Below are 14238 nucleotides of genomic sequence, written 5' to 3' on the forward strand. Positions count from 1 at the left end.
GGAGAGCTACAGGATTATATTAAATCATTTAAATAAGAATAATTTTAAAAGAAAGTGTTGATTATGAATATACTTGAAACTAGCCATCTCACTTTTAACTACAGAAATCATTCTGTATTAGAAGACATTAACTTGAAGATTCCAGAAGGTTCCATTTATGGATACTTAGGCAAAAATGGAGAGGGTAAATCAACAACGATAAAGATACTTTTAGGATTGGAGCAAACTAAAATAAATACGGTATTTTTCAATAAAAAAGAATTTCATTCCAACAGATTGCATATCCTTCAAAATATAGGATGCTTGATTGAACATCCATTCTTCTATGCAGATTTGAGTGCCTATGAGAATCTAAACTATTTGGATATACTATATCATTGTGGACAAAAACGCATTCAAGAGGTTCTAGAGCTTGTGAATTTGACTAAAGATAAAGACAAAAAAGTTAGAAAATATTCTACAGGAATGAAACAACGCTTGGGAATTGCGATGGCAATGTTTCATAATCCTAAATTACTCATTCTTGACGAACCACTCAATGGACTAGATCCTCAAGGTGTTTTTGAAATGAGAGAGCTAATGCTCAAACTTAAAAGTAAAGGAAAAACCATTTTCATTTCAGGACATATCTTAGCTGAAATGGAGAAAATATGCACACACATCGGAATATTAAATAATAAAAAATTATTGTTTCAAGGAGAAATTAATAGTCTACTCAATCAGAAAAAGCAATCTTATTTAATACATACGGACCAACCGGAACGATGCATGAAGATATGTAAAGAACACTTGATTCCCACAAAAAGGATCTCTGATGGAACGCTTATTATAGAAATAGAGCAAGATGGTTCCTTTGACAGTTTTAAAAAATTAATGCAACAAAACCACATTCAAATTTTATTTGCAGATACATACCAAGAAAATTTGGAGTCTGTATTCCTTCATCTAATAAAAACCGACTTATGAAACCTATATCGTTCTTTACTATTCTTAAAAGTGAACACTATAAATTAAGATTTAATATTGCCATTTGGCTTTTCTTGCTATTTCCTTTGTTCATGACTTTATGCGTCGATATATATGTTTTGCATAAACATGCTGATGATATCTATAATCCGGCAATAACTATTGATTATAATCCTTGGGTATGGGTGTTGGGTAGATACATCTTCGACTTCTATGCTCTGCTTTATCCAATTCTTGCAGCCATTTTGAGTTATTCTTTATGCGATGTAGAATATAAGAATTATGGATTTAGACTTCTTTTTACAAGACCAATTAGCAAGCTGACAATTTATTCGAGCAAAATAGTCTTCCTTTTAGAGATTAACTTTATTTCTTTCCTTATAGGTTATCTTGCTTTCCTCCTGTCTGGTTTTGCTCTGGATAAGTTATTACCTGGATATGAATTCTCCAGTTATAATGTTAATAACCTAATAGCTTCTTATTTTTCGTATTTGTTTATAGCACTTTCTGCTGTTTCATTTATACAATATTATCTTAGTTTGATTTTTAAGAGTTTTGTTTTACCTATTGGGTTTGCTAGCCTCATGACGATTTTTTGTATTATTGCTCAAAATAAAGATTATATCTACCTTATACCCTATAGTACAGTGTGGAGATTAAACTATTGTTTTTATAGCGGGATAATAAACTTTTCGAAAGGCGAATATGTAAACATAGCCTATGCGCTATTCTTTGTCGTTATCTCATTTTTTGTATTTATAAGGAAAAAATAAAAGATACCCTTCGGTGAAAAAATCAAATAATTAATTAGGTTCTACTAATCAACTATAACTATCTGACAATTAACTATTTATGTTGTATAAAATTTGGTCAATTCGCCCAAAATGACTACCTTTGGATGTTAAAACATTCAAGAATCGAGATGAAATACTACTCACAATATCGAAGTCACGACCTGTTTGAACTTCAGGAGTCACTTTTGGGATTGAGCAAATCCAATTATTGGGTCAAGCTGGCCGACCTTGGCAACACGCTGCGACTTGGTGCTGAAATCGAACAGGAATAAAGGTTGCAGTAATAAGACAGCTATTCAGCTGTAGAAATCAAATAGTATTGTACGTACTAAACCCAAATCGGTCATTAGAGATTTTTCGTGCAAAAAGTCAGATTATAGCAGGCTGTTCCATCGTTATAGCATCTATATACTAACACAATATGCATCTTTCACTCTATTTCAAGACAAAATGAAAGCAAAATTTTCTAATGACCGATTTGGGCTAAATGGTATTGAAAACCCAAAAACATATCGTCTAGAGCGATGCTCTGGACGATATGTTTTTGGCCTTTTACTCAGCGTCTCCCTTATATCGTTTTCCAACAATGTTAGGAAGTGTACTGTTTTCTTGCATCTGAGCACGATTATTCGCCGTACTCATCAACTCGTCATCACAGTTTAGCTAACACTCTAAGAAAAGGATCGCTGTGAGTGATTACGCGTTAATTCATTTTCATGGTGAAGCCACCACCTGGAGCCAGATGCACGGTGAGCTGTTTGTTGGATGGGATGCTGATGGTTTTCTTCACATAATCTTGCGCGAACGAATTTGTGATATTGCAACGTCCACCACCAACAACGGCAATACTGAGCATGTTTATTCGCACTTATAGGTCGTCTTCAATGGCTGTACTCTTAGCGTATGCCGTACTTTTTGCCTCAAAGAAGTCGGTCTTTACCATGTTCGGGTCTGAATATTGCGCTACCCATTTCATATCTTCAGGTTCTTTTTGATTGTCCTCATACAGATAATCAAAGCCCAAACTATGCCAACGCAGGTTGCCCAGATAATGAATGTAGTCTGTAACCATTTGCGCATTGAGCCCTTGAATGTCGTTTCCAATCACATATTGTCCCCATGCAATCTCCTGACGAACGCCCTCTCGCATCATCTCTTCGTACACTTTCACCTTTTCGGGCGTAAACATTTCGGGCTCTTCTTTTTTCAATTCTTTGATAATGTTTCTGAACAACCACAGGTGAGTGTTCTCGTCACGGTTGATGTAGCGTATCTCTTGCGCCGACCCAGACATCTTTCCGTTGCGACTGAGATTGTAGAAAAACATAAAACCACTGTAAAAGTAGATGCCTTCCAAGATGAAATTGGCAATACAGGTCTTCATCAGTGCATACAAATCTTGCTTTTCATGAAACTCATTATAGCAATTTCCGATGAAGGTGTTGCGCCTTAACAGATGCTCATCTGTTTTCCATTGATACAGAATGTCATTGCGTTGCTCGGGGCTGCATATCGTGTCGAGCATGTAACTGTAACTCTGACTGTGCACGCACTCTTGAAAAGCCTGTATGTGCAGGCATAGGTTTACCTCGTTGGCTGTGATGTATTCGCACAGCGAAGGCAGGTTGTTGCTTTGCAGGGAGTCAAGAAAAACCAAGAAACTCAATATCTTGTCGTAGGCAGTGCGCTCGGCTTTGTCCAGTCGTGGATAGTCTTTTGTGTCTTGGGTGAGGTTGATTTCTTCAGGAATCCAAAAGTTGTTCATGGCTTGCCTGTACCAGTCGCTTGCCCATTGGTATTTCATGTTGTTGAAATCATTGAGGTTGGTGGTGTTTCCCCCAATCTCCTTCTCAATCGTAGGTCTGTATCTCCGTTTGGATTGAATAGCGAATTGCGCTTTAATTGTGTCATGTTTTTTAGTTTATGAGTTTTTAAGTTTATGAGTTTACGAGTTGATAGTTTACAAGTTTACGAGTTGATAGTCTGTTTTTTACCTCATCAACTTGTTATCACATCAATCTTTATCGGTCTTATGAGGCGCAGCTTTCACACTCTTCCACCTCTAACGATTTACTTCGGATATAGTAGATAGTTTTCACACCACAGTGCCAAGCCAAGGTGTACAGTCCCAACAGTTGCCGCATGGTATAATTATTGGTGATGTATAGGTTGACACTTTGTGCTTGGTCAATGTGTTTCTGTCTTATTCCCGCCGCTCTCATGCTCCACGATTGGTCTATCAGGTATGCGCTTTTGTACACCCAATAGGTTTTATCCGATAAGCTTGGAGCTACTCGAGGCAGCATGGCACCCTTCTTTTCTTCTAAGAAGAACCGTTTCATCACAGGGTCTACGCCTGCCGTGGTGGCTGCGATGATGCTGGTACTGCTGGTGGGTGCGATGGCTAAGAGGTAGGCGTTGCGCATGCCCTGCTGACTTACTTTCTTGGCAAGTGCTTTCCATTGGGGCGATGTATATTGTCGCTTGGTGAAGTACTCGCCTGTTTGCCAGTCGCTACCCTCAAAGTATTTGTAGCTTCCCTTTTGCTTTGCAATGTCCGAACTGGCTTCAATAGCCAGACGATTGATGCGCTCAAACACTTTGTCTACGAACGACAGATGCTCTTCGCTTTCCCATTTGATGCCCCTTATGGCCAGCGCATGATGATAACCACTCACGCCCAAGCCAATGCTTCGATAGGTGCGATTGGTGATTTTTGCGAAAGGAAGAGGGTAAAAGTTCAGGTCTATCACATTGTCCAAGGCTCTTACCACACTTGATACCACCTCCTTCATCTCTGTTTCGTCTTCCAGTTTCAGGTGTCCCAACGACAAACTGGCAAGGTTGCACACCACAAAGTCGCCTGGTTTCACGGTTCTTACCACTACGGTGTCGCCCTCTTCGGTGCGTATCTCGTTTGACACTTCCTCTATCTGCGACATGTTTTGTGCTATCTCCGTGCAGAGGTTAGAGCAGTAAATGATGCCTTTGTGGTGGTTGGGGTTGGCTCTGTTCACCGTGTCTCTGTTAAAGGTGAAGGGAGTACCTGTCTCCACAGCCGACCGAAGGATAAGACGTACAATCTCTTTAATGGGCATGATGCGCCGAGAGATGGAGGTGTCTGCCACGCAATCCCAATAGCGTTTCTCCCATTCCTCACCATAATAGTCTTCCAAGTTATACCCTTTAGCGGTCATCACCTCATTGGGACAGAACATATACCAGTCTTGGTTGAGGTTTTCTTCCGCCATTTTCCAAAACAAATCGGGGTAACAGATGGCGGGAAAAATGTCGTGTGCCTTCATCCTGTCATCGCCATTGTTGGTGCGAAGTTGTAGGAATTCGGGTAAATCCTTATGCCATACATCTAAATATACAGCCACCGCACCCTGTCTAACGCCTAACTGATCGACGGCAACGGCCGTGTCGTTTACTAATTTCATCCAACGAATAACGCCACCTGCGGCACCCTTGAAGCCTCTTATCCTGCCGCCAGCAGCGCGCACTTTACCAAAGTAGAGACCCATACCACCGCCAAACTTGCTCACTTGCGCAAAGTTGTCTATGCTTCGGTAAATGCCTTCCAAACTGTCGGGAACGGTATCAATGAAACAACTTGACAGTTGGTGAAACGGTTTGCGCGCATTGGAAAGGGTGGGGGTTGCCATGGTTACTTGTAGCTTGCTCAGCATGTTGTAAAAGCGTTGCACCCACGTCATGCGGTCTTGCGGTTCATTCATCGCCAAATGCAAGGCTATTCCCAAGAACATTTCTTGCACACTCTCAATGGGACTGTTATCAAAATTACGAATCACATAGCGTTTGATGAGCAGTTCCAGTCCCGAGTAGTTGAGCAAGTGGTTGCGACTGGCATCCATAAATATTGCCGCTTGTTCTATTTCGGCTTTGCTGTATTGTTGTAAGATATATGCGCCATATAGGTTTCTGTCTGTCAAGAACTTCATCTTGTCATACAGTGACATCAGTCCCTCACTGTCTTCAAAGCGTGCGATGCGTTTGTTGAGTTGGTAATTGAGCAGTCGGGCCGCAATGAATTCCCATTCAGGAGCCTCTTGTGTGGTAAGCTCTACTGCTGCCTTGATAAGTGCGTCCATGCGTTCAGTGGCGGTCATACCCGCCTTGCTGAAGCTGGCATACTTGTCAATGAGCAGCAATATACTATATTCTTTGTCTGTAAAGTCTGCGGCAATGTTTTTCAATACCTCTGTGATATGCTCGTCTTGCAAATCCTCGGCGATGCGTCTGTAGGTACGGCGTATCTCGGTTCGCTGCCATCTGAACAGGATAAAACTCTTTGCTTCGGCGTAATAACCGTTTTTCATCAGCGCCTTTTCCACCTCATCCTGAATGCTCTCCACGTTTTGCTTGATGTGGTTGGTACAAACAATATCTTCTACCGATTGTACCATTTGGTAGATGGTGGCATCGTCTATCTCGTGTTTCGTACTGATAAAGCTCTTCTTAATGGCCGTAGCAATCTTCTCTTTGTCATATTGCTCAGTTGAGCCGTTACGCTTAGTAATATCCATTGATTTTTATAATAAGAAGTAAGAGTTGTAATGTTGTTTCTGCAAAGTTAATGAAATGCGTTAGAACAAAAAATTATATCTTGTACTTTTTACGAGGGGGGCACGATTATTCGCCGTGCTCATCAACTCCTCATCACAGTTTAGCTAACACTCTAAGAAAAGGAACGCTGTGAGAGATTACGCTTTAATTCATTTTCATAGTGAAGCCACCACCTGGAGCCAGGTGCACGGTGAGCTGTTTGTTGGATGGGATGCAGATGGTTTTCTTCACATAATCTTGCGCGAACTTGGTGGCATTGGCGCCATCAAAATAGGCTTCCGCACGGGTAGGAATGTCACCCAACGGAGATAGGTCGATTGTGAGGTCGCGGGCTGTCCAATTGTTGATAACGCCAACATACCAGGTATTACCGCTTCGGCGCGCCATGGCCACATACTCACCCACCTTGCTGGTCAAGGCTACTGATTGATCCCATACCACAGGAATCTTGGCAATGAATTCTGTACATTCGGGTTCTTCTTCGTAATGTGTCGGACTGTCACAAAGCATGTTGAGCGGAGAGAAGAATATGGTGTACATGGCCAACTGATGACAGCGGGTTCCCTGACTCATGGGGTTGCTGTTAGAGGGATGAAAAGTTTCCTTGGTACTGTTCAACATGGCACCCTGCGTGTAGTCCATCTGCCCGGCCAGCATACGGATGAATGGGATTTGTACGTCATATTGCACTTGATTGTAGGATTCCAGGGACGACCATTTGGTGTTCTCTTGTCCCTTAACACCTTCAAAGTTGATGACGTTCGGATAAGTTCTTTGCAGTCCTGTGGGTTTGAAGACTCCGTGAAAATCCACCAGCATACGATATTTCGCAGCCATTCGGGCAGCGTCGTAGAGAAAATTGACACAGGCTGCATCGTCGCGATCCATGAAATCAATCTTGAATCCTTTGACACCCATGTCACTGTAATGGCGGCAAACTCGCTCCATGTCGCGTGCAAATGCATAATAGCCTGCCCACAGAATAATGCCTACATTCTTCTGTTTTCCATAATCAACAATGCCCTTCAAATCTATTTCGGGTACCACTTGGAAGAGGTCTGCCTGCAGATTGACGGCCCACCCTTCGTCCAAAATCACATACTCGATGCCATGCTTGCTGGCAAAATCTATATAGGCCTTGTAGGTTTGCGTATTAACGCCAGCCTTGAACGGCACCTTATATAGTCCCCAGTCGTTCCACCAATCCCATGCTACCTTACCAGGTTTAATCCACTCTGTGGAAGAAATCCGTGATGGGGAGGCCAGGCGATACACCATGTCATTGTCCAGAAGTTGGCGATCATCCGTAGACACATTGATGATGCGCCATGGGAATTGTTGTTTCGCCGTGGCCTTGACAAGGTAGTTTTCGCGACTTTTCACAAAGAGTTGCAGCTTGTTATGGCCTTCTTGCCTAACTTCTTTGGGGTATTTGGCAAAGACACCACGCAGGGCATGGCCCTCCGTGCGATTGACGTACATGCCGGGATAGTTCTCCAAATCGGCCTCGGTCACGCAAATTTTCACGCCATGGTCAGCTTCCACCAAGATAGGCAAGAACGCTAACTTATCCGTTTTGAGTTGAGAGAGGTGTCCCTGGGTATAAGTACTTTCGAAAGAATTGTTGAATTGGTTTTCAAAACTGCCGTTAGGACTTGTATAAGGTACTAGGGACGACCAATCCTTGGCAAAGTTGAACTCGGCCTTTTCGTCCTTGACGATAATCTCTTTCTTCCGATCAGAAACGAACCTGTAGGCTACACCCTCATCGTATGCTCGAAATATTAAGGTGAATCCTTGTCTGAATTTCAATGCCAATTGGTTATAATGATCCTCAACAACCTTCTTTTTGTAAAACAAGGCGTTGATGGTTCCATGGCTCATAGTGGTCTTTACAGACTGTACAGAAGCGTTTTCGCCAAACGATTTTCCTTGATCAAGGGTCAGGGCTATTTGGGATGGAGCAATGAGTTGTTGCCCATCGAGCGACAGGGAGTAGGTAAGATTCTTGTCGTTATTCACTATAACGATAAGTTTACCATTGGGCGAAACCAATTTATACTGTTTCGCATTGATTCCCAGTGTGATTAATGGGAACAACAGCAGGAGTAATGATTTTTTCATGTGATAGATATTAGCATGTTTTCACAAAGATAGCGAAAAAACTTCATCCGCGAATCATACGAATAAATATTTTTCTCTCGATTGACACAAATAAGTAAAATTTCAAGAGAGCGTAATCGCCTGGATGTGTTCATGATAGCATGCTCGACACATGCCACCAGACTTTGTCTGCTTCGTGCCTGTCCTATAGCCGCATCGACGACAGCAATAGCGATGACCTCACGTCATCGCTTCTGAAATACACGAACATAATCAACTTCCATCGTAAGCGGCAACAAACTGTTATCTACCCCTTTCTGACCACCCCATTGGCCACCCCAAGCCAAGTTGAGAATGATATAAAAAGGCTGATCGAAAGGCCAAGAATCCCTACCCGTTCCGTCATTCTGATAGGAAAGGATTTTTTGGCCATCCACATAAAATGTCATCTCATGGGCTGTCCACTCCATGGCATAGACATGAAAGTCAGCAGCCTGCTCGATAGTCACATAACCATGTTCGATTGGCGTGCCACCATTGTTGTATTTGTTACAGTGAATGGTTGAATAAATCACGTTGGGCGTATGCCCCACTGCCTCCATGATATCAATTTCTCCGTTACCTGGCCACGGACCATCTTTGACAGGCATCATCCAAAAGGCTGGCCACGTACCGCGCCCTTCTGGCAGTTTGATGCGCGCTTCGATGTAACCGTATTGCCAACCCGAATGTCGTTTAGCATACACACGCCCCGACAAAAACTGGTCACCTTCCTGTCGGAGGTTAATTTTCAAGGTACCATCAGACACTTGGGTCACTTTTCCGTCGTTCACATAAGTCTGCAACTCTTGATTCACCCACCCAGCTGGCTTCAACTCATGCATCCAATCCTTCCGAAGTGCTGTGCCATTAAACTCATCGTGCCACACCAGTTTGTAATCCTTTGGAGCAGTGATTTTGTAACCCTTTGGAGCGTGGATGCGGGATTTAGCTTTGTTTTTCTGATTAATTACCATCTGGTCTGATGCCCCCACAACAGCACGATTATTCACACAAACAGGGTGCGAAGCCCACATGGGTAATGCCATCAACAACGAAAAGAAAAAAGGTAAATTACACTTCATGATGATTTCTGATTTATAAAATCATAGATTCCTGCTCAACAAAAAGTTAAAGCTATGCCCTTGCATATTGCTACAACGGATAAACCAAGTAAATATTATATAAACCAAGAATGGGATAATCAGGGCGCCGCTAGGAGGTGGATCCCATGTTACTTACATTATATGTCAAATATTATTGTAAATTTTTATACTAAAACTTATCCTCTCTACCAACGAATAACGGATAGAATGTGTTAATTTTTGATAATGTTATTTATTTTTATCGACTTCACTGATTAACTATGAAATAAATTAATATATCTTTGCTAACATATCTTTACAATAAATTTTATTTCAACTATAACAATTTAATATTATGAGTAAGTTATTAACCTTTTTATTACAAGCCAGGAATGTTGCACGTGGCGTATGTATAGCAGGAATCTTTTCACTATACGCTTCATCAGTATTCGCTGGATCAGCATTTTCATCATTGCCAAATCATAAACAGTTGTTGTTGAGACAAACGGATACTAAAACAATTCAAGGCTCAGTTCAAGATAAAAATCATGAGCCTATTATTGGTGCAACTGTAATACCAAAAGATGGGGGTGGTGGAGTAGTAACAGATGTTAATGGACATTTTATTATTAAGATAAAGACTGAACAAGATAAATTAACATTCTCTTACATGGGATATTCTCCCGTAGAAGTAGATGTTACTGGGAAAACCAACATTGAAGTCACTCTTTTTGAAGATGTTGTAAGCCTACAGGATGTAGTAGTAGTAGGATATAACACAGTAAAGCGCGGTCAGATTACAGGTTCTATTGATATGGTAAAAGGAGACCGCATAGCCCAACAAACTTCTGCTACGCTGGAGGATCGTTTGCAAGGGAAGATATCAGGATTAATGATTTCTACAGGTTCAGGTCAACCAGGTACAGATGATGTAAAAATCAGAATTCGTGGTACAGGATCCATTAATGGTTCAAATACTCCATTATATATTTTAGATGGTGTCATGATTGAAGCTGGTCAGTTTTCCTCTCTAAATAGTGATGACATTCTTGATATTCAAGTTTTGAAAGATGCTTCTGCAACAGCCATTTACGGTTCACGAGGAGCTAATGGCGTAATTGTTGTCACAACTAAAAAAGGCATGGAAGGTAAGACTCAAATTAGTTACAATCTTAAATTAGGAGCTGCTATGCTACGCAAACCTAAAAGCAGGATGATGACTGGGGCAGAGAATATTCTTTATCAAAGTTACTGTGTTGCTCAAAATCCTAACTCAAAATCTTTCCCGTTGATGAGACTATTGGGATTAGAACAAAAAAAAGCAGCTGGCACTATTACATCTACAGAACTTGCAGAACTCAACGCGGGCTCAGAAAGACTGGCTACAGCACGGTCTACAGATACTGACTTTATAGATGAAATGACACATACAGGCTTACAAATAGATCATAGCCTAACCTTATCTGGTGGAACAGAAAAAACGAAATTCTTTCTTTCGGGCTCTCTCTTAGATCAAGAAGGTTCTCTCATCGGATCTAAACTGAAACGTTATTCTGCACGTTTTAATATAAATCATCAAGTCAATAAAATCATAGATTTCGGCATCAATTCAAGTGTAGGCTATACCGACTCTCATTTTGCAGATCCATCCACTGGTGATGGAAGAATAGGTTGGACTAATCCATGGTTTACTTCTCTTTTAGCTTATCCTTACGAAAATCCAGATACGTGGTTTAATGGTGACAATCCTACTTTAATAACAAAATATTTTAACAGAGAGAAAGGTCTTCTTCGATTACTTGGATCTGCTTTTATGAATATTCGCATCACGGACTGGCTCAAGTTTAAAACAAATTTCGGTATTGATTATTACAATAGGAAGTCAATGACTTCATTAGATCGAAGACATCCAAAATCTGCGAGCAACAATGGATATCTCAGACAAAGTACGTCTGACACTCGACGCTACACTTGGACAAATACATTGAATTTTAATCAAACATTTCAAGATATTCATTCTGTAGCTGGGGTTGCTGGTATAGAACTATTCGATGGCACTTTCTCCAGATTTCATCAACAAGGTTTCGATTTAGACGAGTTTATGACTAATACACCTGCTGGAATTGGAGATAAAACAGGAACCTCAAAAAATCCTCCTCGAATTGGCGGTGACAAAACTCACAGCAATTTGCTCTCTTATTTTACACAATGGAACTATACTTATGATAATCGTTACAATGTTTCTGCAAGTTTACGCTATGATGAATCTTCTAAATTTGTGAAGAGTAATAAAGGAGCCTTATTTTGGTCGTTGGGAGCTGCTTGGGATATAGCTAACGAGAAGTTTGCAGAAGATTATCAATTCCTGAATCAACTAAAGTTACGTACAAGTTATGGCACAACTGGCAATCAGGATGGTATTGCGGACTTTAGCGCATTTGATGGATACAATAAAGTAAGTTATAATGGAAAGCCAGGTTATACCAATAACGAATTGGGCAATCCAGATTTGAAATGGGAAACATCTGCACAATTTGATTTGGGGTTAGATTTTCGAATGTTTAGTAATCGGATAAATGGCACCATCGATTTTTACCATAAATCTACTAAAGACTTACTAATGTGGAAAAAGATTTCACAGTTGTCAGGATCTACTCAAATTCAGACAAATGCAGGTTCGATCTTAAACCAAGGTGTAGAATTTGCAATGAATGGAGTACCCGTAAGAACCAAAGATTTTGAATGGAGTGTTAGTGCAAATATCACCTATAATAAAAATAAAATTACTGACTTAGGAACTTGGGCAAATAAAGACAACAAATTTATAGATGGAGATGTTCTTTATGAGATTGGGAAGTCATTAGGAACCTGGTGTATGGTTGAGTGGGCTGGCGTAAATCCCAAAACGGGTGAAGTGTGGTTCTACGATCAAAAAGGTGGAAAAACAGAAGATATTTCAGCTGCGCCTGCTGTGGATAAATTTAAATCTTCAGAAGTACCGTGGTTCGGAGGTTTTAACACAAGTTTATCCTATAAGGGATTATCGTTGACAGCACAATTTACTTATGCACTCAATTACTACATCATGAATTCAAGTCGTTGGTATTTGGATAACCATAATTTCAATGGAAATAAGCCTGCTTATATGCTTGACATGTGGAAAAAACCAGATGATATCACTAACGTCCCCAGATTCGATGCTAAAAATAATCCGAGTCCTTGGGCTTCACAATTCTTAGAAGATGCTTCTTTCTTGAAATTTAAAATGTTGCGACTTGCCTACACACCTTCTCGTATACTGATGAACACTACTGTCCACGAAAACCCTTTAACATTTCAAAAAGTAACAAATTGATAGTTACCCATCAAAATTGAGGCAGAGCTGCAGGTTTTTTCCTTCAGTAAATTCTTCCTCTTTCTGTTCAATGAGCAAGTCACACAATGGCATTTTTGTCAACAATGCCGTGCTTAAAATTCTTAGAACATCATAGGTTTGAAGCTTTAGCCCCATACATTCTTGTACGATAACGACAAGACAATATGCAATGATAGCTGCATAGATTTGTATTTTTACAGCATTCTCCGAGGTTCCATAAAACTCTTTGATGCGCAGATGTTGCTTCAGCCATTTGAAGAACAGTTCTACTCTCCATCTGTATTTGTAAAGCATAGCAACCTGTTCCGCTGTAATTTCAAAATTGTTCGTGTAAAATACAAATGTCCTATTACCATCATAGTCATAGAATACCACTCGTCGAAGTTTATTTGGATATTGCTTCTTAGTCTTGTATCCCTTGAAACGTATAATTTGGTCAGCCATAATTCCAGATGAAGGGTTGTTGTATTCTTTATCCTCTATGACCTCAAACGGCATTTTATGCTTCTCTCTCACGACAAAGTAAGCTTCTGCTCCTTCTATTATATAAAGTTTCCTAGTTGCCATATACGCTCTGTCAAATATATAGAAACTCTCTTTCTCATAGGGAATTAGCTCCATCACTTGAGAATCGTGAACTGAAGCGTCTGTAATGACAGAAAATGTCGGAATGTCTGTCTTCACGTCATACAGTTCATGCAATTTCACTCCTCCTTTCCCATGATGCAGTTTAGTCCACCAGTATACAGAAAGGCACAATGATATTGTTGAGGAGTCAAACGCATAGACATTGTTCGATATGAAGAAGTCCTTGACGACTCCTCGTTTCTCTCTTGCTATGGAAACCATCTTGTCTGCAAACTCTTGGAATATCTTGACTTCGCGTATTTCATTGGCCTTGCTCAAATTGCTTCTACTGACATTCTTTCCAAAACCAAGATGGTGGAACGCTGACTTGAACGGAGTGATGGTTACAATAAGGTCTCGTAATCCCTCACGATTAGACAACTGACCAAATAGAAGAACCATCAGATGATTCCAACAAGTGAAACTCTTCACATATTTATTACCTTCATACTTTTTTATCAACCATTTGAAATGGTCTGTCGGCAGAAAGTCGCACAGCTGTGAAAATACGTATCGACCTTTGTTCATAAGTATCTGCTTTCAAATTGTAATTTGTGGCAAAGATACTCTTTTCAAAAGTAGGGAGTCTATTTTATCTCCTACAAGCTTGTATTTATAGGCGTTTCAAGAGATTATTAAAAGATTTTCGTGGACAGTA

General features: G+C 40.5%; 9 protein-coding genes and 1 pseudogene. 4 read left to right on the forward strand and 6 right to left on the reverse strand.

Annotated features, from left to right (window positions below; all coding sequences use genetic code 11):
- The first annotated feature begins 63 nt into the window (after window positions 1–63).
- The 3 genes from NQ518_RS07220 to NQ518_RS07230 all read left to right on the forward strand — a co-directional run bounded on the left by NQ518_RS07220 (window position 64) and on the right by NQ518_RS07230 (window position 2032).
- Window positions 64–966, forward strand: a complete 903-nt coding sequence (locus NQ518_RS07220) for an ABC transporter ATP-binding protein (RefSeq protein ID WP_227205349.1) — start codon at window positions 64–66, stop codon at window positions 964–966.
- Entirely contained in the window at window positions 963–1739 is a 777-nt protein-coding gene (locus NQ518_RS07225) for an ABC transporter permease (RefSeq protein ID WP_227205347.1), read from the forward strand. The genes NQ518_RS07220 and NQ518_RS07225 overlap by 4 nt, the downstream gene beginning before the upstream one ends.
- 149 nt (window positions 1740–1888) lie before the next feature.
- Window positions 1889–2032, forward strand: a complete 144-nt coding sequence (locus tag NQ518_RS07230; protein ID WP_227960268.1) for a hypothetical protein — start codon at window positions 1889–1891, stop codon at window positions 2030–2032.
- 431 nt (window positions 2033–2463) lie between these two features.
- On the opposite strand, the gene NQ518_RS07235 is transcribed toward NQ518_RS07230, so the two are convergent.
- From NQ518_RS07235 to NQ518_RS07255, 5 genes and pseudogenes are all read right to left on the reverse strand, one after another.
- Window positions 2464–2616, reverse strand: a complete 153-nt coding sequence (locus NQ518_RS07235; RefSeq protein ID WP_227960265.1) for a hypothetical protein — start codon at window positions 2614–2616, stop codon at window positions 2464–2466.
- Window positions 2617–2628: 12 nt separating this feature from the next.
- Window positions 2629–3671, reverse strand: a pseudogene (locus NQ518_RS07240) (ribonucleotide-diphosphate reductase subunit beta).
- A gap of 119 nt (window positions 3672–3790) precedes the next feature.
- Window positions 3791–6310 (reverse strand): ribonucleoside-diphosphate reductase subunit alpha, encoded by a 2520-nt coding sequence (locus NQ518_RS07245; RefSeq protein ID WP_227960262.1) that lies wholly within the window; start codon window positions 6308–6310, stop codon window positions 3791–3793.
- Between the two features lie 184 nt (window positions 6311–6494).
- Window positions 6495–8474, reverse strand: coding sequence for a glycoside hydrolase family 97 protein (locus tag NQ518_RS07250; RefSeq protein WP_227960260.1), 1980 nt, complete (start codon window positions 8472–8474; stop codon window positions 6495–6497).
- 224 nt (window positions 8475–8698) lie between these two features.
- Window positions 8699–9577, reverse strand: coding sequence for a glycoside hydrolase family 16 protein (locus tag NQ518_RS07255; protein WP_227205338.1), 879 nt, complete (start codon window positions 9575–9577; stop codon window positions 8699–8701).
- A gap of 355 nt (window positions 9578–9932) precedes the next feature.
- On the opposite strand from NQ518_RS07255, the gene NQ518_RS07260 reads away from it, so the two are divergent.
- Window positions 9933–12932, forward strand: coding sequence for a SusC/RagA family TonB-linked outer membrane protein (locus tag NQ518_RS07260; protein ID WP_227960257.1), 3000 nt, complete (start codon window positions 9933–9935; stop codon window positions 12930–12932).
- A 3-nt stretch (window positions 12933–12935) separates the two neighbouring features.
- Here NQ518_RS07260 and NQ518_RS07265 read toward each other — a convergent pair whose 3' ends face one another.
- Window positions 12936–14108 (reverse strand): IS4 family transposase, encoded by a 1173-nt coding sequence (locus NQ518_RS07265; protein ID WP_227208630.1) that lies wholly within the window; start codon window positions 14106–14108, stop codon window positions 12936–12938.
- Window positions 14109–14238: the final 130 nt, after the last annotated feature.

Origin of the sequence: Hoylesella buccalis ATCC 35310 (assembly GCF_025151385.1) — a bacterium.
Lineage (GTDB): Bacteria > Bacteroidota > Bacteroidia > Bacteroidales > Bacteroidaceae > Prevotella > Prevotella buccalis.